Source organism: Acidaminococcus fermentans (assembly GCF_009696675.1).
Lineage (GTDB): Bacteria > Bacillota > Negativicutes > Acidaminococcales > Acidaminococcaceae > Acidaminococcus.
This window is the reverse complement of the sequence record NZ_VULN01000008.1, coordinates 80,053-103,906: the sequence shown is the minus strand read 5'-3', so window position 1 is coordinate 103,906 and position 23,854 is coordinate 80,053. Positions and strand designations below refer to the sequence as shown.

At 56.6% G+C, this 23,854-nt stretch carries 23 protein-coding genes; 22 read left to right on the top strand and 1 reads right to left on the bottom strand.

All coding sequences use genetic code 11. From position 1 onward, the window contains the following. The first annotated feature begins 141 nt into the window (after positions 1 to 141). The 12 genes from FX155_RS06900 to tyrS all read left to right on the top strand — a co-directional run bounded on the left by FX155_RS06900 (position 142) and on the right by tyrS (position 10,887). On the top strand, positions 142 to 729 hold the full coding sequence (locus FX155_RS06900) for a TetR family transcriptional regulator (protein WP_022488300.1): 588 nt from the start codon (positions 142 to 144) through the stop codon (positions 727 to 729). 129 nt (positions 730 to 858) lie between these two features. Continuing rightward, complete coding sequence (fucO, locus tag FX155_RS06895) at positions 859 to 2,004, top strand: lactaldehyde reductase (protein WP_154488177.1); 1,146 nt, start codon at positions 859 to 861, stop codon at positions 2,002 to 2,004. 482 nt (positions 2,005 to 2,486) lie between these two features. Then, on the top strand, positions 2,487 to 2,870 hold the full coding sequence (locus FX155_RS06890; RefSeq protein ID WP_022487596.1) for a metal-dependent transcriptional regulator: 384 nt from the start codon (positions 2,487 to 2,489) through the stop codon (positions 2,868 to 2,870). Between the two features lie 160 nt (positions 2,871 to 3,030). After that, positions 3,031 to 3,729, top strand: a complete 699-nt coding sequence (locus FX155_RS06885; RefSeq protein WP_022487597.1) for a response regulator transcription factor — start codon at positions 3,031 to 3,033, stop codon at positions 3,727 to 3,729. After that, positions 3,726 to 5,378: a sensor histidine kinase gene (locus tag FX155_RS06880; RefSeq protein WP_279127104.1), complete on the top strand. Its 1,653-nt coding sequence runs from the start codon at positions 3,726 to 3,728 to the stop codon at positions 5,376 to 5,378. The genes FX155_RS06885 and FX155_RS06880 overlap by 4 nt, the downstream gene beginning before the upstream one ends. Then, positions 5,371 to 6,393: a M15 family metallopeptidase gene (locus FX155_RS06875; protein WP_195839626.1), complete on the top strand. Its 1,023-nt coding sequence runs from the start codon at positions 5,371 to 5,373 to the stop codon at positions 6,391 to 6,393. The genes FX155_RS06880 and FX155_RS06875 overlap by 8 nt, the downstream gene beginning before the upstream one ends. A gap of 102 nt (positions 6,394 to 6,495) precedes the next feature. Continuing rightward, positions 6,496 to 6,831 (top strand): YlbF family regulator, encoded by a 336-nt coding sequence (locus FX155_RS06870; RefSeq protein WP_022487600.1) that lies wholly within the window; start codon positions 6,496 to 6,498, stop codon positions 6,829 to 6,831. Further along, complete coding sequence (gene murB, locus FX155_RS06865) at positions 6,831 to 7,742, top strand: UDP-N-acetylmuramate dehydrogenase (protein WP_022487601.1); 912 nt, start codon at positions 6,831 to 6,833, stop codon at positions 7,740 to 7,742. Before FX155_RS06870 ends, murB begins: the two co-directional genes overlap by 1 nt. A gap of 76 nt (positions 7,743 to 7,818) precedes the next feature. Further along, entirely contained in the window at positions 7,819 to 8,748 is a 930-nt protein-coding gene (locus FX155_RS06860; RefSeq protein ID WP_022487602.1) for a DMT family transporter, read from the top strand. A 15-nt stretch (positions 8,749 to 8,763) separates the two neighbouring features. Then, positions 8,764 to 9,129: a VOC family protein gene (locus tag FX155_RS06855; protein WP_012938203.1), complete on the top strand. Its 366-nt coding sequence runs from the start codon at positions 8,764 to 8,766 to the stop codon at positions 9,127 to 9,129. Positions 9,130 to 9,141: 12 nt separating this feature from the next. Beyond that, positions 9,142 to 9,582, top strand: coding sequence for a large conductance mechanosensitive channel protein MscL (gene mscL / locus FX155_RS06850; protein ID WP_195839627.1), 441 nt, complete (start codon positions 9,142 to 9,144; stop codon positions 9,580 to 9,582). Positions 9,583 to 9,660: 78 nt separating this feature from the next. After that, positions 9,661 to 10,887, top strand: coding sequence for a tyrosine--tRNA ligase (gene tyrS, locus FX155_RS06845; protein ID WP_022487603.1), 1,227 nt, complete (start codon positions 9,661 to 9,663; stop codon positions 10,885 to 10,887). 89 nt (positions 10,888 to 10,976) lie between these two features. On the opposite strand, the gene FX155_RS06840 is transcribed toward tyrS, so the two are convergent. After that, positions 10,977 to 12,434, bottom strand: coding sequence for a class I adenylate-forming enzyme family protein (locus FX155_RS06840; protein ID WP_022487604.1), 1,458 nt, complete (start codon positions 12,432 to 12,434; stop codon positions 10,977 to 10,979). A 319-nt stretch (positions 12,435 to 12,753) separates the two neighbouring features. On the opposite strand from FX155_RS06840, the gene FX155_RS06835 reads away from it, so the two are divergent. The 10 genes from FX155_RS06835 (at position 12,754) to FX155_RS06790 (ending at position 23,851) form a co-directional block, all read left to right on the top strand. After that, complete coding sequence (locus tag FX155_RS06835; protein ID WP_022487605.1) at positions 12,754 to 14,343, top strand: hypothetical protein; 1,590 nt, start codon at positions 12,754 to 12,756, stop codon at positions 14,341 to 14,343. Beyond that, the gene (locus tag FX155_RS06830; protein ID WP_154488174.1) at positions 14,337 to 15,071 is read left to right on the top strand and encodes a hypothetical protein; all 735 of its coding nucleotides are present in this window, start codon (positions 14,337 to 14,339) and stop codon (positions 15,069 to 15,071) included. The genes FX155_RS06835 and FX155_RS06830 overlap by 7 nt, the downstream gene beginning before the upstream one ends. Positions 15,072 to 15,239: 168 nt before the next feature. After that, complete coding sequence (locus tag FX155_RS06825) at positions 15,240 to 15,749, top strand: sensor histidine kinase (protein WP_154488173.1); 510 nt, start codon at positions 15,240 to 15,242, stop codon at positions 15,747 to 15,749. After that, positions 15,724 to 16,341, top strand: coding sequence for a response regulator transcription factor (locus tag FX155_RS06820; protein WP_012938209.1), 618 nt, complete (start codon positions 15,724 to 15,726; stop codon positions 16,339 to 16,341). Before FX155_RS06825 ends, FX155_RS06820 begins: the two co-directional genes overlap by 26 nt. 211 nt (positions 16,342 to 16,552) lie before the next feature. Next, positions 16,553 to 17,653, top strand: a complete 1,101-nt coding sequence (locus tag FX155_RS06815; protein ID WP_022487608.1) for a nucleoside hydrolase — start codon at positions 16,553 to 16,555, stop codon at positions 17,651 to 17,653. A gap of 16 nt (positions 17,654 to 17,669) precedes the next feature. Next, complete coding sequence (locus FX155_RS06810) at positions 17,670 to 19,268, top strand: bifunctional metallophosphatase/5'-nucleotidase (RefSeq protein WP_154488172.1); 1,599 nt, start codon at positions 17,670 to 17,672, stop codon at positions 19,266 to 19,268. A gap of 143 nt (positions 19,269 to 19,411) precedes the next feature. Next, positions 19,412 to 20,440, top strand: a complete 1,029-nt coding sequence (locus FX155_RS06805) for a hypothetical protein (RefSeq protein ID WP_154488171.1) — start codon at positions 19,412 to 19,414, stop codon at positions 20,438 to 20,440. Positions 20,441 to 20,508: 68 nt separating this feature from the next. After that, the gene (locus tag FX155_RS06800; RefSeq protein WP_154488170.1) at positions 20,509 to 21,951 is read left to right on the top strand and encodes an SPFH domain-containing protein; all 1,443 of its coding nucleotides are present in this window, start codon (positions 20,509 to 20,511) and stop codon (positions 21,949 to 21,951) included. 18 nt (positions 21,952 to 21,969) lie between these two features. Further along, a complete protein-coding gene (locus FX155_RS06795; protein ID WP_022488112.1) occupies positions 21,970 to 23,079 on the top strand; it encodes a TFIIB-type zinc ribbon-containing protein in 1,110 nt (369 codons plus the stop codon). Between the two features lie 10 nt (positions 23,080 to 23,089). Continuing rightward, positions 23,090 to 23,851: a TPM domain-containing protein gene (locus FX155_RS06790; RefSeq protein WP_022488111.1), complete on the top strand. Its 762-nt coding sequence runs from the start codon at positions 23,090 to 23,092 to the stop codon at positions 23,849 to 23,851. Positions 23,852 to 23,854 lie beyond the last annotated feature (3 nt).

Genomic DNA, 23,854 nt, shown 5'->3' with positions numbered 1-23,854 from the left:
CACGGCAAACCTCCTGTCCTGTGAGGGAGAATTTCTGTCCGATAATTAATTTCGTACTATCCGTACAGTATACACCGTATGTCCAAAAATTACCCCCTCCGTGTCCAATTTTAGTTTACCACTTCAGGAGGGACGGACCCAATGGCAGAACCACAGGAATCACAGCATACCGGGGAATCCGGGGGCAAATACCGGCTGGCAGAGGCGGTGAAACGGCTGATGGCCCGGCAGAGCCTGGAAGACATCACCGTAAAGGAAATCACCGGGGAGGCCGGGGTATCCCGCCAGACCTTTTACCGGCACTTTCTGGACAAATATGATCTGGTGAACTGGTACTTTGATGAACTGCTGGCCAATTCCTTCCGGGAAATGGGCTACGGCAGGACCATTTACGAAGGCCTGGTCCGGAAATTCCGCTATATCCAGGCGGAAAAGGTGTTCTTCCGGGCGGCGTTCCAGTCGGACCAGCAGAACAATCTGAAAGACCACGACTTCCGGAAAATCTATGGGTTCTACCAGGACCTGTACCGGAAAAAGACCGGGAAAGACCTGGAGCGGGCAGTGCTGGCCCTGTTGGAAATGTACTGTCAGGCCTCCGTCTACATGACCGCCAAATGGGTGGGACGGGGAACCCGGGATGCAGCTCCGGAACAGCTGGCGGACCTGATGCTCCAGGCCATGCCGCCTGCTCTTACGGACCTTTTCGTCCGCTGTGACCTGCTCCGGTAATGACTGAACAGTCAAGGTGACAGATGAGGAAAAGTGTCACTTGTGGAACTTCTCTTTCTTTTTTACAATGGAATCAAAGAACAACGGACTGTGTTCCGATTCCGTAACAAAAGAAAGGGGAGTTTTTTTATGGCAAACAGAATTTCCTTGAACGGTACTTCCTATCACGGCAGCGGTGCCATTAAAGACATCATCACCGAATTCCAGAACAGAGGGTTCACCAAAGCTTTCGTAGCCTCCGATCCGGACCTGGTGAAGTTCAACGTCACCGCCAAAGTCACCGATCTGCTGGATGCGGCCAACATTCCCTACACCGTCTATTCCGACATCAAACCCAATCCCACCATTGCCAACGTCCAGCACGGGGTGGAAGCCTTCAAAGCCTCGGGCGCTGACTGTATCATCGCCATCGGCGGCGGCTCCTCCATGGATACCTCCAAGGCCATCGGCATCATCATCGCCAACCCGGAATTTGCTGACGTCCGGAGCCTGGAAGGCTGCGCTCCCACCAAGAATCCTTCCGTGCCCATCCTGGCTGTGCCCACCACCGCCGGTACCGCTGCGGAAGTGACCATCAACTACGTGATCACCGACGTGGAAAAAGAACGGAAATTCGTCTGTGTGGATCCCCATGACATGCCTGTAGTGGCCTTCGTGGATCCGGATATGATGTCCAGCATGCCCAAAGGCCTCACCGCTTCCACCGGCATGGACGCCCTGACCCACGCCATTGAAGGGTATACCACCAAAGCCGCCTGGGAAATGACCGACATGTTCCACATCGAAGCCATCCGGCTGATCGCCGAAAACCTCCGGGGCGCAGTGGCCAACACCAAAGAAGGCCGGGAAGGCATGGCCCTGGCCCAGTACATTGCCGGCATGGGCTTTTCCAATGTGGGACTGGGCATCGACCATTCCATGGCCCACACCCTGTCCGCCCATTATGACACTCCCCACGGAGTAGCCTGCGCCATGCTGCTGCCCATTTCCATGGAATTCAATAAGGAATACACCGGCGACAAATACAAAGCCATCGCCAAAGCCATGGGGGTGGAAGGAGTGGATTCCATGACCCAGGAAGAATACCGGGATGCTGCCATTGCCGCTGTCCGGAAGCTGTCCCAGGACGTGGGGATCCCGGAAAAGAACGAAAAGATCCGGGAAGAAGACCTGGACCAGCTGGCCAAAGACGCTCTGGCCGACGCCTGCTATCCCGGCAACCCCAGAGAAGCCACCAAGGAACAGGTCATCGAAATGTTCCGGAAACTGATGTAAGGAAAGGGAAAGTCTCCAGCCTGAGGAGAGGGGCTGCTGCGCATGCAGCAGCCCCTCTTCTGTGTCCCCCTGAAAGGGGGACACATCTGGATTCCTTGGTTACGGGACAACATCGGGTGTTGTCGCTCCTGGGGTGGAGCACGCGGGTGTATGGGTATAGAATTTTTTGCCCTCTGGGCGGCCGGGACGGGCGGGCCTGACAGGCCCGCCCCTACAGCGTTGGGGTCGGAGACTCGTACATCTGGCGAACCGCCTGTTGTGCGTCCTCTACGGGCCCATGCTCTTCACTCTGCACTCTTCACTCTTTACTTTCGGACATGAATGAATAACTATACTGTGATGAAGGTTTTACTGAGAACTTGTTGACACATACCGGAGATCCTTCCCCGTTTGCACAATTGCTGAACATAGTGTAGAATAAAATGTAAACACTAACCAAAATAACCAGCATCTCCGATGCTGCAGCAATAAGGTGAAAACGTATGGAATACCATGAATCAGAATCCACGGAAATGTACCTGGAAACCATCCTGGTGCTGAAAAATCGTCTGGGGCTGGTACGCTCCATTGATATTGCCAACGAAATGGGCTATTCCAAGCCCACCATCAGTGTGGCCATGAAAAAGTTCCGGGCAGAGGGCCTGGTTACGGTGGACGAATCGGGCTTTGTGAACCTGACGGAAACCGGCCGGGATATTGCGGAACGGATCTATGAGCGGCACCAGGTGCTGACCCACATCCTTATATCCCTGGGCGTCTCCCAGGAACATGCGGAACACGATGCCTGCAAAATCGAACACGATATCTGTGACGAAACCTTTGATGCTCTGAAAAAAGAATATCTCCGGCTCCGGTCGAAGAAATGAGCCAGGAGGGGGACTGCTGCAAAGGCAACGGTCCCCCTCTGTTGACATTTTATGATATAATAAACCAATGGAGTGCCGCTTTTGGACACTCAGTTATGGGTCCTGGAAGAAGGGATTCTTTCAATCCGGCAGCTTTCTGCCAGAAGAGTGAGGGCTTTCTATGAACAAACAACAGACCGTATTGATCGCGGATGACGAACCGCAGATCCGTGAGATTTTAAGCATTTATTTCAAAAAAGAGGGCTTCAAGGTCATTGAAGCGGCGGACGGGGCAGAAGCCCTGGTCCAGGTCCAGGCCGGCAAGCCGGACATTATCCTGCTGGACATTATGATGCCTGTATTGGACGGACTGGAAGTGTGCAAACAGGTCCGGAAGATTTCCGACATTCCCATTATCATGCTCACGGCCAAGGATTCTGATGACGACCGGATCCTGGGACTGGAGATCGGGGCGGACGACTACATTTCCAAACCTTTCAATACCCGGGAAGTGGTGGCCCGGGTGAAAGCGGTGCTCCGCCGGACCAACGCCTCCATGAACAGCCAGAACAAACAGGTGCTGGAATATCCCAACCTGATGATCAATCTCAGCGAATACCGGGTGGTTGCCTTTGGCCGGGAAATCACCTTCACCGCCAAGGAAATGGAACTGCTCTGGTGCCTGGCCTCCAATCCGGGGATCGTGTTCAGCCGGAACCAGCTGCTGGAAAAGATCTGGGGCTACACCTACTACGGGGATACCCGTACTGTGGATACCCATATCAAGCGGGTCCGGCACAAACTGGACATTCCGCCGGATTCCACCTGGGACATTATGACCGTCTGGGGTGTGGGCTACAAGTTTGAGGTCAAAAAGTGAAGAAGTCATTAAGCACCAGGCTCATGTACAGTTACATGGGCCTGATTCTGGCTATTATCGTGGGAATTTCCGTAGGCCTCAGCTACCTGATCACCGATTATTTCTTCCGGACCAAGGAACTGGAACTCAATGACAAAGGCGGCCAGGTGGCCATGATGATCCGGTACTTCGACGCCACGCACATGGACAAGACCATCCTTCGGGAATATCTTACTTCCATGGACCAGCTGGTGGGGGCCCGGATCTGGGTGTTCAACAACCAGTTCGACCTGATCGGGGCTTCGGAAACTGGTACGGAATACGAACAGGTCCATGATGGATCAGATTCCTCCAAACAGGAACGGGAAGCCAAGCGCCGGGAAAAATGGATGAAAAGCGTGGCGGCCATCGATCAGCAGATCCAGGAAGGAGGCCCCAACAGCGAGCGGTTCCGGAAAACCCTGGCGAAAGTGTACAGCGGGGACCGGGTCAATGAACGGATTTATCATCCCTACTACAAGGAACAGGTGCTGATGGTGGGGATCCCCCTGAAGGACACCCGGGGGGAAGTGACCGGGGCCCTTTTGCTGGCGTCTCCTTTGGGAGGCCTGAACAAGGTGCTGAAGGATATTTACATCTACACCATCATTGTGGGGATCATCGCCCTGTTCGTCAGTGTGATTATTGTCAGCGGGCTTACCCGGCGGATGGTGAAGCCTCTGATTTCCATGAAGAATTCCGCCAAGGCCATTGCTCTGGGGGACTATTCCCTGAAAGTGGCAGTGGACGGAGATGACGAAGTGGCGGACCTGGGACGGAGTCTGAATTCCCTGGGCCGGGATCTGGAACAGTTCGTACGGAAAAGCCGGAAAATGGAAAAGATGCGCCGGGATTTCGTGGCCAATGTGTCCCACGAGCTCCGGACTCCCATTACCATTATCCAGGGCTACAATGAAGCGTTGTCCGATGGGACCATTACGGATCCGGAAGACATCAGGAAATACCGGAAGCTGATCAACGACGAAACCCAGCGGCTGGAACGGCTGATCAACGAACTGCTGGACATCAGCCGGCTCCAGCGGGGTGAAGGAGAGGAAATGGAACCCATCCCTTTGGGCAAAGTGGTGGAAAGCGTGGTGAACATGCTGGAAGGCCGGGCCAAGAAACGGGATATCCGGTTGGAACAGTATGTGGATGACAGCCTTCTGGTGTACGGCAACGGGGACCGGCTGTATCAGCTGGTGATGATCCTGGGGGACAATGCCATGAAGTATTCCCCGGACAGTTCGGTAATCCGGTTCCAGGTGATGGAAAACCGCCAGAAGGGTACCGTGCTTACCGTGGCCGACCAGGGCTTCGGAATTCCTGAAGAGGACATTCCCTATATCTGGGAGCGGTTCTATAAGGCGGACAAATCCCATTCCCGGCATATTCCCGGGACGGGGCTGGGACTGGCCATCGGCAGGGAAATCATCCGGATGCACAAGGCCAGGGTCCAGGTCCAGAGCAAGGTGGGCAAGGGCACGGCCTTTGTGATCACCTTCCCGCCCTGTGCCCCTCCGTCTAAGGTGGATGCCAACGGGGCCCACGAGGCGGAAGTGGTGGAAAACGTCCATCCCCTGCCGGAGGACGATACGGTGGAACAGGAAGGAGAGAACCGGGATGTTTAAGAAAACGGCAATCCTGTCAGCCTGTCTTTGTGTGGGGCTGGCACTGACGGCCCGGGCGGCAGCCTGGGAACCGGAGGAACTGAACCGGGAAGAAGCGGCCCTGGTGGGCTTTTATCAGGGAAACGGAGAGCAGGTGGCGGTCCGGGAAAATAAGGGCCAGCTCCAGCTGCTGTACCGGTTCCAGAGCCAGGACCGGGATTACACCGGCAGTAATGTGTACCAGCTGGTGAAGAACCATTACGACAATTATGACCTGCGGGAAGTGGGACCCAACACCGATGCGGACAGCACGGTCCGGTTCGACCGTGACAAGAACGGCCTGGGGATCAGCCTGAACCTGGGCCAGAAAAGCTATACCCGCCGATTCACCGGTGGGGAAAACGGCAAACCTGTCCGGGTGACGCCTCCCAACCCCATGGAAGAACTCCGGAAGGAAGCGGCGGCAGCCGTGCCACCCAGTCTGCCCTATGACAAGACTGCGGACCTGGTGGATGTGGCCCAGACCGTACCCGGGGTAAAGCTGGATCTCCGGTACACCACGGACAACAATCTTTTCGGGGCGCCTCTGGTGCTGCGCCAGAACGCCCTGCTGGACCGGAGCGCCGCCCAGGCCCTGGCCAGGGTCCAGAACGGACTGCGGCCCTATGGATACGGCCTGGTGGTGTGGGAAGCCTACCGGTCCTGGCAGGATTTCAAACTGGCCACCCTGGCTTTGGGCAAGGACCATGCAGATATGCTTCCCAAGGCGGAAGAAGGGTATTCCCACAATTCCGGCCGGAGCATCGACGTGAGCCTGTACAGCCTGGACACGGGAGAAGAAGTACCCATGATCTCGGATTTTGACGAACCCTCCCCGGCCCAGTATGCCCAGTTTGCCGGAGGGACCCAGAAGCAGCGGTACCTGAGGGACCTGCTCCGGCAGCAGATGACCCTGCAGGGCTTTACGGCCAGCGATATGGAATGGTGGCATTTCGATTACGACGCCGGCAGCCGGTACCAGGTGCTGAACCAGTGAAAAGGAGCCGGCTGCGTTTCCTTTGGAAAAATTTGTCTGCAAATTTTATCCTTTTATGGTAAAATTAATAAGATATGAATCTATTTTTAGGAGGTTCAGACCATGAACGTTTATGACGAAATGAACAATCTTTGCAAAGCCATTAAGGAATCCCATGAATATAAAGTGCTGGTGGAAGCCAAAGGGAAACTGGCCTCGGATTCTTCTGCAGAATCCATGGTGAAGGATTTCCTGAAGCAGAAACAGGAACTGGAAATCGCCCAGTACCAGGGCCAGAAACCTGATGATGCCAAAGTGAAGAAAATGCAGGAACTGTACAACGTGCTCCAGCTGAACCCGGTGGCCGCAGAATACATCCAGGCCTACATCCGGTTCCAGATGATGTTCGGAGACCTGTCCAAGACCCTCAGTGATACGTTGAAGGAAGTTATGGACTGATGACCATGTCTGGTTTACTTTCTTTTCTGGAAGAACACCTGCCCGGGAAATTCCAGATCAATGCCCCTATGGAACAGTACACCACCTTCCGGGTAGGGGGGCCGGCGGACCTTCTGGTGGCACCGGAGACCCGGGAAGAGGTGTGCAGCCTCCTTCAGGAGATCCACCATCAGAACGTCCCGCTTACGGTAATCGGCAACGGATCCAACCTGCTGGTCCTGGACAAAGGCGTCCGGGGCTGTGTGGTGAAACTGGGCCGCAGCCTGAAGAAGCTGGCCATTGAAGGTACCACCATCCGGGTGGAAGCAGGGGTGCTTCTTTCCCGGCTGGCTTCGGCGGCGGCAGAAGGAGGACTGTCCGGCCTGGAATTCGCTTCCGGGATCCCCGGCAGCCTGGGGGGCGCCATTCTTATGAATGCCGGTGCCTACGGGGGCGAAATCGGCACCCTGGTCCGTACGGTGACTGTGGCGGATACCCAGGGCAGATGCCGGACCCTGGACCGGGAAGAAATGGACTTCCGGTACCGCCATTCTGTGGTGATGGAGACCGGGGACATCATTCTGGATGCCACCCTGGAACTGACCCGGGATGATCCGGAAGCTATCCGGCAGCGGATCAATGATCTGACCCAAAAACGGGTGAGTAAACAACCTTTGAATTTCCCCAGTGCGGGAAGCACTTTCAAGAGACCTCCAGGATATTTTGCAGCGGCACTGATCGACCAGGCAGGCCTTCGGGGCTACCGGGTAGGTGATGCCCAGGTATCAGAGAAACACACCGGTTTTGTGGTGAACCGGGGCCATGCCACGGCCACGGAGATCCTCCAGCTGATGGACGACGTGAAAGAACGGGTCCACGCCATGAGCGGCGTCTGGCTGGAGCCGGAAGTCCGGATCATCGGTGAGAAATAACCATCTGTTATACCCAGGAAACGCCTCCGCGACGCTTCCTTTGGATTTTATCCTGGAAGGAGTCAAGTAAAATTTTATGAATAAGGGGTATATTTTCGTCCTTGTAACCGCCTTTCTGTTTGGGACTATGGAAACGGCCCTGAAGTTTTTCGGGAACATGTTCCATCCCATCCAGATCACATTCCTCCGGTTCCTGATCGGGGGACTGGTGCTGATGCCCATGGCCTTCAGCGCCCTGAAGAAAAAGAACGTCCAGCTGAACGGACAGGATCTGAAATTCTTCCTGTTTTCCGGTTTCCTGGGGGTTGTGGTCAGCATGATCCTGTATCAGATGGCCATTGTCTACGGCAAGGCTTCGGTAAACGGGGTCATCTTCAGCTGCAACCCGGTGTTCGTGGTGCTGTTTGCCTATTTCCTGTTGGGTGAGCCCATTGACAAACTGACCGTCTTTTCCCTGATGGCCAGCTTTGCCGGGATCATCTGCATCGTAAACCCGGTGAACATGTCCGGCAGCCAGCTGAGCATCATCCTGATCCTGCTGTCTGCCCTGACTTTTGCCCTGTACGGCATCGCCGGACGGAAACACGCCCAACGCTACGGGGGCATTGCCATGACCAGCCTGAGTTTCATCTGCGGGTCTTTGGAAATGCTGGTCCTGATCGGGATCTCCACCTTTGAACCGGTGCGGAACCTGATGCTGTCCCTGGGACTGAAAGTCTTTACGGACATTCCCATTCTCAGCGGCCTTACCGCTGCCCACATCCCGCCTCTGGCCTACATCGCCGTAGGGGTGACGGGGCTGGGATACGCCAGCTATTTCCTGGCCATGGAATATACGGACCCTGCTACCGCGTCCCTGGCTTTTTACATCAAACCCATCCTCACCGCCTTTATGGCCTGGCTGGTGATTGATGAGCCCATTACGGTGAACATGATCGTGGGCATCGCCCTGATCCTGTTCGGTTCCTGCCTGTCCATTATTTCCAAACGGAAAAAGGCAGCCTGAAGAAAGGAAGAATCCATGAACTTCAAATTTGTCCACAACAACTTCAATGTGCTGGACCTTCAGAAATCCCTGGCTTTTTATAAGGAAGCCCTGGGCCTGGAAGAGACCCGGCGGATCGAAACCCCGGATTTCACCATTGTGTACCTGGGGGACCATCAGACCAGCCATCTGCTGGAACTGACCTGGCTGAAGGACCGGAAGGAACCCTACAACCTGGGGGACAATGAATTCCACCTGGCCTTTGAAACCGACGACTTTGCCGCCGCCCATGCCAAGCATGAAAAAATGGGCTGCATCTGTTTTGAAAACCCGGCTATGGGGATTTATTTCATCACCGATCCGGACAACTACTGGCTGGAAATCCTGCCGCCGAAAAAATAAAGGAGAACAATGATGGGGAGCTTTTTCAAGGAATTCAAAGACTTCGCCCTCCGGGGCAACGTGGTGGACATGGCCGTCGGTGTTATCATCGGGGGTGCTTTCGGGAAGATTGTCTCTTCCGTGGTCAACGACATTATCATGCCCCCTCTGGGGATCCTGATCGGGGGCGTGGATTTTTCTGACCTGTTCATCAATCTGTCCAGCAAAAAGGTGAATACCCTGGCGGAAGCCAAAGCCGCCAACCTGCCGGTGATCGCCTATGGCAGCTTCATCACCAATGTCATCGATTTCATCATCATGGCCTTTGTGATCTTCTGCCTGGTGTCCCTGATGAACCGGTTCAAGAAAGAAGAACCCAAAGCAGAACCCACCCTGTGTCCGTTCTGCAAAATGCCGGTGGATCCGGAAGCTACCCGCTGCCCTCATTGCACGTCTGAAATACCCAAGAAATAAGGAACCGGGCTGGTCAGGCTGCCATCGGCCGGGCCAGCCGGCTTTTTTGTGTTGAAAATTGCTACAGGAGGATGTTCCATGAACGTATTGGATGTACTGGAAGAACGGGGATACCTGAAACAGATGTCCCACCCGGATGAAATCAGAGAACTGCTGGGAAAGGAAAAGATCACTTTCTATATTGGCTTTGACCCTACTGCGGACAGCCTCCATGTTGGTCACTTCATCGCCCTGATGGTCATGGCCCATATGCAGCGGGCCGGCCACCGTCCCATTATCCTGCTGGGCGGGGGCACCGGTATGGTCGGAGACCCCAGCGGCAAGAATGAAATGCGGAAGATGCTTACCCCGGAATTCATCAACCACAATATCGAATGCTTCAAGAAACAGATCGGCCGGTTCATCGACCTGTCCGAAGGGAAGGCCATTGTAGCCAACAACGCCGACTGGCTGCTGAAGCTGAACTATGTGGACATGCTCCGGAGCGTAGGGGTCCATTTCTCCGTGAACCGGATGCTGGCCGCTGACTGCTACAAAACCCGTCTGGCCAGCGACAACGGGCTGACCTTCTTCGAAATGAACTACATGATCATGCAGGCCTATGACTTCTATACCCTGCACAAGAAATACAACTGCGTCATGGAACTGGGCGGGGACGACCAGTGGTCCAACATGATCGCCGGGGTGGAATTGATCCGCCGGAAGGACCGCCAGCCTGCCTACTGCATGACCAACACTCTTCTGACCAACAGCCAGGGCCAGAAAATGGGCAAGACCGTAGGCGGCGCTGTGTGGCTGGATCCGGAGAAATTCTCTCCTTACGATTTCTACCAGTACTGGCGGAATATCGACGATGCGGATGTGGAAAAATGCCTGGCGCTGCTGACTTTCCTGCCCATGGATGAAGTCCGGCGGCTGGGGGCTCTCCAGGGTGCGGAAATCAACGAAGCCAAGAAGGTATTGGCCTACGAGGTGACCAAGATCGTCCATGGGGAAGCAGAAGCGGAAAAGGCGAAAAACGCCACGGAAGCGTTGTTCGGTTCTGGCAGCAACATGGACAATGTGCCCACCATCACCGTCCGGAAGGACGAATGGGGCTGCCGTCTGCTGGATCTCCTGGCAGAAAACAAGGTGATCGCCACCAAGAGCGAAGGCCGCCGGCTGATGCAGCAGAACGGCCTGTCCATCGAAGATGCCAAGATCACCGACGTGGACACCGTTGTGGACGACACTCTGTTCGACGGCAAAGAAAGCCTGCTGCTCCGGAAGGGGAAGAAGAAGTACTACCGGTTGGTAAGGGGATAAAAAAATGGGGCTGTTGCGTGAGCAACAGCCCTGTCAACGGTCAGCTGACAAAAAAGGAGTACTGCACGCTCATGTGCAGTACTCCTTTTTCATCTAAGTTCCTTCTTCGCGATTTTCCCCGTTGCCAGGTGGGGCATGGCTTCCAGCTGGCGGAATACCCGGGGGACTTTGTAGATGGCCAGATTCTGCTGCAGGTATTTTTTCAGGGCCCTGGGGTCCACGGTTTCCCCTTCCCGGACCGTGTAGAAGCAGCATCCGGCCTGGCCCCGGAGCTTGTCCGGGATGCCGATGACCGCCGCTTCGTCGATGCCCGGGTAGGCATAGACCAGTTCTTCGATTTCCCGGGGATAGATGTTTTCCCCCATGCTGATGATCATGTCCTTCAGACGGTCCACGATCCGCAGGTATCCGTCCTGATCTTCCACCACCACATCGCCTGTGTGGAGCCATCCGTCCACCAGGGCATCTGCCGTGGCTTCCGGCAGATGCCAGTAGCCCAGCATCACATTGGGTCCTTTGACCAGCAGTTCGCCCCGGCTGCCCTGGGGCATTTCCCGTCCCTCCGGATCCACCACCTTCACCTGGATCTCCGGCAGGGGCAGGCCAATGGTGCCGCTTTTCACCTTCTCCGGGGGATTGACGGACACCACCGGCGAAGCTTCCGAAAGGCCGTATCCTTCAATGATGGGCTGATGGTACCGGGCTTCAAAAGCCTGGAGAAGGGAAAGCGGCATGGCGGTGCCTCCCACCACGGTGTACCGGACGGAGGTCAGGTCCTCCGGCTGTCCCCGGCGGATGAGCAGGGAACAGAGGGAAGGCACCAGGTACAGCACCGTCAGCTGCTGGTCCCGGATGAAATGGACAATGTCCTTCAGGTTCACGCTGTCATACAGGAAGAGGGAGGCTCCCACCAGCAGTGGATTGATCAAGGCGGTGATCAGGCAGAAACAGTGGTACAGGGGCAGCACCGCCAGCACCCGGTCCTCTGGGGTGATGCGGAGGATTTCCTGGAACTGGCGGGCGTTGCAGGTCACATTGGCGTGGGACAGCAGAGCCCCTTTGGGCCGGCCGGTGGTGCCGGAAGTATAGATGATGAGGAAAGGCTCCTGGTCCGTGAAGGTTTCCGAAAGAGACGGCGCTTCCGGGGCCGGGCTGTCCAGATACCCGTCCAGAGGCAGCTGGCGGATGGATCCCTCCAGATCCGCCGTGGCTTCCAGGGCGTTCCAGGCAAAAGGATTACCGGTATAGAGCAGTAAACTGGACTCAGAATCCCGGAGGATGAATCCCACTTCCCGCTGGCTCAGCTGGCTGTTGATGGGTACGGCAATGGCGCCCAGGGAAGCCAGGGCCAGATAAGCAACGATATAGTGGACGGTTTTCCGGGAAAAAATGGCAACACGGGTCTGCTGCCGGATCCCCTGGGCATACAGGGCATTCCGGCATTGACGGACCAGAGTACGGAGATCCAGGTAGGTATAGGAACGGCCCTGGTCAAAGACCGCCAGCCGGTCCGGTTCACCAAAGGACAACAGATGGTGGACGAGCATGGTAAGGCCTCCTTTTATCAGATTTCTCTTTCTATTGTACCGTGAAAAAAGAAAATAGGGAAGAGTGAAGAGGGAGGCCGGGATGGGGTTGTTGCACGTTCTGTGCAACAACCCCCTAGTCGTAGAGACGCATAGCGGCTTAAGTCTGGAGCCTGAAGGCTGGAGCCAAATGTTGAATTTGCAGGCAAATTTTTGAATATGCTGCAAAAACTGGTTGCCGCATACCGCAGGCAGCAGTCCCTTTTTCTTTCCCTTTCCTTCATGGTATAATGAGGAAAAAGTCATGCTAATCACTTAGCTTGACAGGAGGGAGGGGACCATGGAGCAATTTTTACAGGAAATGACAGAGCTCCTGCCGTTCCTGCAGGAACCCCGGTTTGGCATTCCTCTGCCTGTATTGTATCTGATCATAATGATCGGGGTGATCCTGTGGGGTGGGTCCCTCCGGGAACGGATCTTCCAGCTGGGGGCCCGGGAGGCGGTGGGCTGGAGCATCTGGGTGTGGCTGGTCTGGCTGACCATCCGGCTGCTGCGGCTGACCCTGATTACCGGCTGGGCTGCCCTGGCCCGCCTGCTCTGGTACGGCTATTATCCCTGCATGGGGCTGCTGGCTTTTCTGGTGGTCTGGATCAGCTATGCCAGCAACCGGAGACCGGAAGACAGGGCTCTTCCCCGCTGGCTCCAGGGCCTGCTGCTTGTTGACCTTCTTTTAGCCGGGCTGGCCCTGACCAATGACTGGCATCAGCTGGTGTTCCAGATCCAGCCCAGTACCAATCCCCACCAGGATATCTATACCTATGGCTTTGTGTATTACCTGATCCTGTTCAGTTATCTGGCCCAGCTGCTTCTGGCCAATGGGTGGCTGTGCTGGAGGGCTTTCCGGGAAAAAATCAGTCTGGAGAGGCTGTGGCAGCCCTTTACGGTCATCCTGCTGTACGGAGGATACATTGCCGGCTATATCCTGCGGGTTTCCTGGATCTTCCGGAGTGAACTGGTCCTGTGGACGGCATTTTTCGGTTTCCTCTGGATGGAAGCCCTGCTCCGGTCCCGGCTGCTGCCGGGGAACAGCCAGTATCGGGACTGCTTTCTCCATTCCCGCCTGGGGCTGACCATCCTGGACCGGCAGGGACGGACGGTGTACCAGTGCCAACAATTGCCCGTCCCTCCGGACGGAGACTGGCAGCGGAGGACCATGCCCATTTCCGGGGGACAGGTGGTATGGTACCAGGACATGGGCGAACTGCGCCAAAAAAAGAAAAAACTGGAACTGACGGCCCAGACCCTGCAGCGGGTCTACCGGCTGCGGCGGAACTGGGAAAAGATCCGGCGGGAACGGATCCATCAGCAGACCCGGCAACGGATTTATGAGGAAGTGGAGGGCATACTCCAGAGCAAAGGGCCCCTTTTCCTGCAGTATGCCCGGGCCCTGGAGCAGGCCCAACCAGGAGAGGGCACCCGGCAGATGGTGGCACGGCTCAATGTGCTGGCTTGTTATTTGAAGAAAGAATGTGTCCTGCTGCTCCGGGGACGGGAAGACAACAGCCTGCCGGTCCGGGAACTGCAGCTGGCGGTCCGGGAACTCTGCCATTACCTGGAACGGACCGGACTGAAGACGCTGGTGGACGATCGTCTGGAGGGGCAGCTGCCGGTGACAACGTCCCTGGCTTTCTTCCAGCTGCTGGAGGAGGCTTCGGAAGAGGCGGTGCGCCAGGGGGAAAGTTCCCAGATCTGCTGCTTCAAAGAAAGTGAGAAGGGATGGGAGCTGTCCCTGCTCTGGGATCCCCGGCCCTGGGTCCGGGAATTTGTGGCGCAGCATCAATCTCGTTATGGCAGGGGCCTGTTCTGCCGGGAACTGGAATACGGGAGCAGTCTGGTTCTTCAGCACCAGAAGGGGGACGGATCATGGTAGATTTTGTAAAGCTGGGACCTCTGTTCCACCGGGTGCTGGTGCTGCTGGGCTTTGTGGGGCTGATGAGCCAGAGCCTCCTGATCTATTTCCTCCAGCCCCTTCCCCGGTTCCGGTTTCGCCGCCGGAAAGCGCTGGAAGGGGTGATCCTGGTCCTCCTGATCCTCCTGGAAAGCGATCTGATCCAGGATATCCAGCTGGGTCGGGAAGAGCCCTATGGTACGGGGTTCCGTCTGGTCCTTGGCGGCAGTCTCCTGGTGCTGGCCCTGTGGCAGCAGGGAGATTCAATCAGGTGTCTGTCCCTGTGCCTGGCCGGAATGGCGATCCTGCCCTTTTTCGACGGGAGCTATCCCTGGGAGATGGGCCTGGCCCTGGGGCTTTTTCTGGTGCGGTCCCTGGATCTCCTGCCGGAAACCATCCAGGAAAAACGGATGCAGATCACGGAGTATTCCATCCAGGAAGCCATTGATTCTTTAGAGGAAGGGGTCCTGATCTCGCTGGCTAGCGGCGAACCGGTGCTGATGAACCGGGCCCTGTTCCGGTATACGGAAAGTGTCCTGGGGGTGGGGATCCGGAACGGCAATATGCTGTGGCACCTGCTCCAGGAAGTCCGCAGGCCCGGGCTGCATCGGGAAAACCAGGGCAGAGGGCTGCTTTTCCGGCTGCCGGACGGCCGCTGGCTGCTGTTCCAGCGGGTCAAGATCTATTTCCAGGGGCAGTCCCACTGGTAGCTGACTGCCAGTGATGTCACGGAACTCCAGCGGCTGAACCAGTCCCTGGACCAGCAGAACCGGCAGCTGCAGCAGAAAAATGCTGAGCTGAAGGAACTGCTCCAGCATGTCCAGGAAATCCAGAGCCGGGAAACCCTCCGGGAAATCCGGATCCGGATCCATGATCTGATGGGGATGCGGATCAGCCTGCTCCAGCAGGTGCTGAACAACAGGGATTTCGCCGATTACCAGCGAATCATGCCCCTTTTGGTCAACATGCTTTCTGATGTGCGGCAGGAAATCCGGGTGAAACCCCAGGTGCGGCTGGCTGAACTGGTTTCTGTGTACCGGAAGCTGGGGGTACTGGTCACCGTGCGGGGAAATCTGCCGGAGGAGGAATGGAAAGGGGAACTGTATGTGCAGATCATCCGGGAAGCCCTGACCAATGCCGTCTGCCATGGGCGGGCCAGCCAGGTGGCTCTGGTCCTGGACGAAGAAAACCTTCTGATCCAGGACAATGGACTGGGCTGCACCGGACCCGTCCAGGCAGGAGGCGGGCTTACCGGGATCCGGGAAAAAGTGGAAAGCCGGGGCGGGAAACTGGACGTTTCCGGGACCCCTCATTTTATACTGAAAATCCGTTTTGGGATGGAAGAAAAGGAAGGGACGAACGATGATCCGTATTCTGCTGGTGGATGACCAGAAAATCCTGCTGGATGGGCTGGCCAGGCTGCTGGAACCGTATGAAGACCTGGAGGTGGTGGGGCAGCTGCCCTTTTCGGAAATGGTGGAAACAGCCTGCGGCCGGCTGAAGCCCCATGTGGTACTGATGGATATCTGCATGGAAGGGAAGACCAGCGGGATCGAATGTACCCGGAAGATCAAAAAGCATTTTCCCCAGATCAAAGTCATCATCATGACCGGTTTCCAGGATGTGCATTTTGTGGAACTGGCCCAGGAGGCGGGGGCGGACAGTTTCATCTACAAAGAAAGTGCTGCAGACCAGTTCGTGGACTGCATCCACCGTACCATGGAGGGGGAGCATCTGTTCCCGGATGTACAGGAACGGACCACCTTTGGATTTTACAACGCCACCCTGACCCAGCGGGAAATCCAGATCCTGCACCTGGTCTGCCAGAACCTGAGCTATCAGGAAATCGCCGACCGGCTGCAGCTGACCCGCCGGACCGTCAGCTTCCACATCAGCAACATGCTCAGCAAAACCGGCCACAAAAGCCTGGTGGGACTGGCTGTGGAAGCGGCAGAGAAAGGGTATGCGGGGAGGGAGTAGGTCTGTTGCTGGGGCAACAGACCCTGTCAGCAGTCAACTGTCAACTGCCGAAGGAAGCCAGTAAACTGGCTTTGAACAAGGGCAACAAGCTGACAAAATGGAGGGGTGTTGTACTTTTTGTGCAAAACCCCTCCATTTTTCTCAACCCTGTACTTTAGTACAGTGCGGAAATCTCCTTCTTCCGGTATACTGGAGACAGGAGGTGAAGATAATGAAGATACAGAATGATTTCAGAAAATTCTTTCGTATTGTAGGGATCCTGGCGCTTGCGGTCCTGGCCCCTTTGGGGCGGGGGCTGGCGGCTGAGAAGGAAAAGGTGATCCTGGATACGGATATGGTGGAACTGCTGGATGACGGGGTGGCCATGATGATGCTGGCCCAGGCCCCCAACATCCAGTTGGAAGGGGTGACCATCGTCTTTGGGAACACCTGGGTGGAAACCGGCACCGCAGCGGCCATCCGTCAGTTGGAAGGGATGGGACGGAAGGATATCCCGGTGTTCATGGGGGTGAATGAACCCACCCGGAAAGACCGGTTTGCCCATATGGCGGAAGAAAAACGCCTGTACGGACAGAATTTCGACAGCCATAAAGGAGCCGCCGGCTATCCCCGTCCGGCTTCCTGGCAGCAGGTATACCGGGAACGGTACCACCGGGAACCGGAACTGGAGCCCCGGAAGGAAAGGGCGGCAGACTTCATTGTGCGGACCATCCGGAATAATCCCGGTCAGGTGACCCTGGTGGCCATTGGCAGCGGAGCCAACCTGGCGGCGGCCCTGGACCGGGATCCGGCCATTGCCGGGCTGGTGAAACGGGTGGTGTACATGGCCGGAGCCTTCATGGTGGAAGGCAATGTGATGCCCCATGGAGAATTCAATGTGTGGATCGACCCGGAATCCGCCCGGAAAGTGTACCGGGCACCCTGGACGGAACAGGTGTTCCTGCCTTTGGATGTGTGCAACACGGCCAAATTGAGCCGGCAGGAATACCAGCGGCTTACAGGGAAAATCACCCAGCCCTGGGCCCGCACCATGTGGAAGGAGTACTGGGCCGGACCTCTGTTCCAGCAGGATCCGGGCTTTTCCAGTTATGTCTGGGATGTGCTGGCTGCTGCGGTGGTCATCGATCCCCAGGTGATCACCCGGGAAGAAACCCTGCCGGTGGATGTGAATGACCAGGTGGGACCGGGCTATGGAGATACCATGGCCTACCGGGGCTTCGGACCGGAAGGGACCCAGAAGGCCCGGATCGTCTTTGCCGTGGACCAGGACCGGCTGTGGCCCATGGTGGAAAAAGTCTTCGACCGGCTGTAACCAAAAGGAGAAAACTATGACCAACCGCAAAAAACTTTTCCGGGCCGGTGCCTCTGCGGCTCTCCTGGCTCTTTTGATGCCCCTCCAGGCCTGGGCCCAGGTGGTGCTGCTCCACACCAACGACATCCACTGCGGGGTGGACAAAAATCTCACCCTGGCCCGGGTGGCGGCCTATAAAAAGCAGCAGAAAGCGGAAAATCCCCAGACCCTGCTCCTGGACGCCGGGGACGCCATCCAGGGGGAACCTTTGGGGAAGCTCACCGACGGCCGGGCCATGGTCCGGATCCTGAACGCTGCCGGGTATGATTTCGCCATTCCCGGCAACCATGAATTCGACTATGGTATGGACAATTTCCTGTCCCTGGCCCAAAAGCTGAAGTGTGGGTATACCAGCTGCAACTTCGTCCGGCGGGATACGGGGAAACCGGTGCTGGCGCCCTACCGGATCTTTCCCTTTAAAGAACGGAAGGTGGCGCTTATCGGGGTCACCACCCCCGGTACCCTGGTTTCGTCCACGCCCCGGTTCTTCCAGGACGGGAAAGGCCGTTTCATCTATGGGTTCTGCGAGGACAAGGAAGGGGTAAAGCTTTACAGACAGGTCCAGGATACCGTAGAGGAAGCCCGGGAACAAGGGGCGGATACGGTGATCCTGGTATCTCATCTGGGCAGCGACGGCTCCATCCCCGTGTGGAGCAGCCGGGCGCTCCTGGCCCATGTAACGGGAGTGGATGGGCTCATCGACGGCCATTCCCACGAACAGGACGAAGTGTATTACCCGGACCGGAAGGGCAAAATGATCCCGGTGGCCCAGACCGGGACCAAGCTCCAAACCCTGGGACGCATGGTCATCGAAGATGACGGTACCATCCGGGGCGAACTGATCCGAAATCTGCCGGCACCGGATCCCAAAGTGGAGACACTGGTACGGAAAGAACTGGCTAAAGTGGACAAGGTTCTGTCCCAGAAGGTGGGAGAATCCTCTGTAGAACTGGTGGATTCCCTGGAGGGCCAGCGGGCCGTGCGCCAGAAGGAAACCAATCTGGGGGATTTTGCCGCAGATGCTTTCCGGACCTGTTTCAAGGCGGATGCGGCCCTGATCAACGGGGGCTCCTTCCGTTCCGGTCTGCCTCGGGGCGCCTGGACCCGGAAGACCCTTCTGACACTGTTCCCCTTTGGGAACCAGGCGGTGCTCCGGAGCGTTTCCGGCCAGCAGCTGCTGGATGCCCTGGAACTGAGTGTATCCCATGCGCCGGAAGAAAACGGCGGGTTCCTCCAGGTATCCGGGCTGACCTTTGTCTACGATCCGGCCATCCCCTCGCCGGTGAAACTGGATGACCAGGGAAATTTCGCCCGGGTGGAAGGGGAACGGAGGGTCCGCCAGGTGATGATCGGCGGCAAACCCCTGGATCCGGCGGAAGACTATCTGGTGGCCGGGACCAGCTACATCCTCAGTGACGGCGGCAACGGCTATACCATGTTCCGGGACACCACCCTGGTAGCGGAACCGGGCCTGTCCGACGTGGAAATCCTGGCTGATTACGTCCAGAAACAGGGCGTCAGCGAAGCCTATCGGAAGCCGGAAGGACAGGGACGGATTCAAGTAAATAGGAAATAAGAAGTCAGACCCGGCCCTTAAGGGGCTGGGTCTGACTTCTTTTTTACCAAAACCTGTACTTTAGTACAGTGTGTTCCTTCTGAAAATTCTGTACAATAAAAGCAGAAAGAGAACGAACGGATATCTGGAGAAAGGAGCATACTATGAAAAAGACATGGAAACAAATTCTGTTGGGAGCATTGACCCTGTGTGTCCTGGCATCCGGCTGCGGTGGGGGAAACGGGGGCGGAGGAACCCCTGAAGACCCCAACGCCGACCTGCCGGTGCGGAAGAAAATCAGCACCCCGGTGGCATCCAGTTTTAAAGTAGACGGCCGGACGGTGAACATCTATGAATATACCGGGCTGACCTTCAAGGACCAGATCCTGTGGACGGACACCCTGGCGGTGGACGGGGACCGGATTTACTTCTTCGGCTTCGACAACAAGGACGAAACATACCGGACCAAACTCCGGTCTGTCAGTTTCAAGGATGAGACGCTCAGTGACCTGAAGGTGCTGGATGAACGGGCCTACTGGCGGGACAAACTGGTGGTATCCAACGGAACTGTCTATGACTGGCACAAACAAGGGGATTATAAAAGTCGTGAAAAGAAAAATGAAGCTTCCTATTGGCATTATTACGACGGAAAGACCATGGTGCCCACCGATTTCACCGGCACGACTCTGATTCCCATCGATCAGGGGAAGGATGTGGTCTTTACCCAAAAATGGGACTACTGGACCGGGATCCTGGACAAAGGGACCCTTACCAAGGGGAAGGAACTCCTTACCGTAGAGGCGATAAGGAAGGCTGGACTGAACATCAAGAAACAATGGGCGGACAAGGACGGATTATACCTGATGGGGTATATGAAAAACGACAAGGGTGAAAATCAAAATGTGGTCCGGCAGTACAGTCTGCAGGACGGACAGCTGATCCAGTCCTTTGAGGGACCTCTTACCAAAGAAGGCCGTGGGTACGTGGTCACCGAGCACCGGGTGGTGCTGGGACAAGAAGGCGGCATCTACTGGATTTACCGCAAGAAGGATGGAAAGCTGTTGGGGAAATTCAAGACAGAACCCAAACTGACCATGGAAATCCTCACCCCCATGAAAAACGATTCCATCCTGATCTACCGCCGGATCAGCCGGGAGAAAGGCGAAGCCAAACTGTACCGGATGGATCTGTAGGGGAGAAAAGAGGGAAGAGTGTAGAAGATATGGAAAATAGGAACGGATTGAAGAAAGAGAGGTAAATTATGGGACTGATCAAAGCAGGGATGGGCGCTGTAGGCGGCGTGCTGGCCGATCAATGGAAAGAGTTTTTCTACTGCCAGATGGCACCGGACATCCTGATGATGAAAGGCCAGAAACGGACCGGGAGCCGGAGCTCCAACCAGGGCGACGACAACATCATCAGCAACGGATCCCGGATCGCTGTGAACAACGGCCAGTGCATGATGATAGTGGAAAACGGCAAGGTGGTGGATCTGTGTGCAGAACCGGGGGAATACACCTACGACAAAAGCACCGAACCGTCCATCTTTACCGGAGACCTGAAAGACAATGTGAAGGAAATCTTCAAACAGATGGGGAAACGGTTCACCTTCGGCGGGGATACCGGTAAGGATCAGCGGGTATACTATTTCAATACCAAGGAACTGATCGGGAACAAATACGGGACTCCCAGCGAAATCCCCTTCAAGGTGAAGGATGACACCACTGGCCAGGTGCTGACCATCCGGCTCCGGTGCTTCGGAGAATACAGCTACCGGATCACGGACCCCATCCTGTTCTATACCCACGTGGCCGGGAACGATTTCGACGAATACCGCAGGGAAACCCTGGACAGCCAGATGAAAAGCGAACTGCTCATGGCCCTGGCACCGGCTTTTGCCCAGCTCAGCGCTCAGCGGATCGACTACACGGAAATCATGGCCCATACCTTTGAACTGGCGGAAGCCCTCAACGATGTCCTGAGCAAAAAATGGCGGGACCTCCGGGGTATTGAAATCGTTTCCTTCGGGATCAGCAATATCAAAGCCAATGAAGCGGATGAAGAAAAGATCCAGAAGGTCCAGATGGGCATGACCATGGGCAGCGATCCCCGGATAGCCATGGGGGCCGTGGTGGATTCCAGCACCGATTCCATGAGGATAGCGGCAGGAAACCAGAACGCCGGAGCCGCCTTCGGGTTCATGGGCATGAATATGGCAGGGAATGCCGGGGCGAACATGTTCCAGGCCCTGGCAGGCCAGGCGGCGGCCCAGCAGCCGGCCCCACCGCCGGCAGAAGCACCACGTCAGCCCAATGGGTTTGCCCCAGGAGCGGCGGCTCCCAATGGCTGGGACTGCAGCTGCGGCCAGAAGGGCAATACCGGGAAGTTCTGCATGGCCTGCGGCGCCAAAAAGCCGGAACCGGCAGGGACCTGGGACTGCGCCTGCGGCCACAAAGGGAATACCGGGAAGTTCTGTATGGAATGCGGCGCTCCCAAACCGGAAGCCCAGCCCCAGGGATGGACCTGCCCCGGCTGCGGCACGGTGAACCAGGGAAAATTCTGCATGAACTGCGGAGCCAAAAAACCGGAGGATGCACCGCTGTACCGCTGTGACAAATGCGGCTGGCAGCCCCCCGATCCCCATCATCCCCCGAAATTCTGCCCCCAGTGCGGAGATCCTTTTGACGACAACGACAAGACCTGAAACAGGAGGTGAGTGAAAATGACCGATACCTCTGTTGCCTACAAGTGTCCCAACTGCGGCGGGCCCCTGGAATTCCAGCCGGGGGCAAGCCAGGTGGTCTGCCCCTACTGCGATACCAAACTGGACGTGGCACAGATGGAAGCCCTCTTTGCCCGGCAGCAGGAACGGGCGGCAGCGGCCCAGGAGGCCAAAGAAGAACGCTGGAATACGGAAATGGCGGGCAAGGAATGGAGCACGGAAGAAGCTGCCATCCTGAAAGCCTTCACCTGTTCCGCCTGCGGGGCGGAAATCGTCTGTGACGAAAACACCCTGGCTACCGAATGCTGCTACTGCGGGAATCCCACCATGCTTCCCAACCGGTTCAGCGGCATGCTGAAGCCGGATTACGTGATCCCCTTCCAAAAGACCAAAGAAGATGCAGTGGCGGCCCTGAAGGAATTCTACAAGGGCAAGCGCCTGCTGCCGGCGGCCTTTACGGCCAACAACCGGATCCAGGACATCCAGCCCATGTACGTGCCCTTCTGGCTCTTTGATTCCAAGATCCATGCCAGTGCCGACTTCCAGGGGGAAGACGACAATGTGATGGAAACCAGCGATGAGATCATTACGGAAACCCGGGTGTTCCAGTGCATCCGCAGCGGCCGGATGAGTTTCCACAAGATTCCGGTGGATGGGTCCAGCAAAATGGACGATACCTACATGGAAAGCATCGAACCCTTCGATTATTCCCAGATGGTGCCCTTCAGCCCGGCCTATCTCACCGGTTTCCTGGCGGATAAATACGATGTGGATGCGGAAGCTTCCGTGCCCCGGGCCGATGAACGGGTGGAACGGTCCGCCGTAGGGGTGCTGGAAGAAACCGTCAAGGCCAGGGGCTATGACCGGACCATCCTCAAGGACAGCGTGGTCCGGAAGGAAGAAGACCAGGTGGCCTATGCCCTGGCTCCGGTGTGGATCCTGACCACCCGGTATCAGGACAAACCCTACACCTTTATGATGAACGGACAGACCGGGAAGATGGTGGGGACACTGCCCTATGACAACCAGAAATCCCTGATGATCATGGGGGCTGTGGCGGCCATCCTCACACCGGCGCTGTATTTTGTGGCAAAGATGTTTCTGACGTAAGGAGGTCATCATGAAGAAGTTACTGCGCATCCTGGCACTCCTGGTGCTTCTGGTGGGCATGGCCGTTTCCGCATCGGCAGCCTCTGCCCTGGTGCTGGATCAGGCTGATCTCCTGCGGCCCCAGGAAGAGAAAGTCCTCCAGCAGTCCCTGGACCAGGTGAACCAGAAATATCAGGTACGGCTGGCGGTGGTCACGGTGAAAAGCACCGGAGGCGTAAAAACCGGAGAGTTCGCCAATGTACTGCTGGACAAGATCAAAGACAGCAGGCTCAAGGGGAATATGGTACTGCTCCTGTCCATGAAGGAACGGGACTGGTACATTTCCACCGACAACGGCATGCGGAAAATGATCACCGACAAAGCCGGCATCAAGGCCCTCAGCGGAAAATTCCTGCCGGCCCTGAAAAAGAACAACTATCCGAAAGCCTTCGGCCAGTTTGCCAAAGGGACGGATGAACTGCTGGCCTACTACCAGAAAGAAGGCAAACCCTATGATCCGGCCGACGCCTTCAATCCCCTGGCCCTGGCCATTGGGGCGGCGGTGTCCCTGGGCATCGGATTCCTGGTGCGCCGGATCCTCATCGGCCAGATGAACAATGTGATGCCGGCTCTGGAAGCCGGGGTCTATCTGGACCGGGACAGCTTCCAGCTGGAAGAAAATGCGGACAACTACCTGTACATGACGGTCCATCGTAAGCCGAAGAAGAGCCGCGAAAACGCCAAGGCCGACAGTACCGATGAGGATCATGGGGGCGGCGGCGGAAAGTTCTGAAAA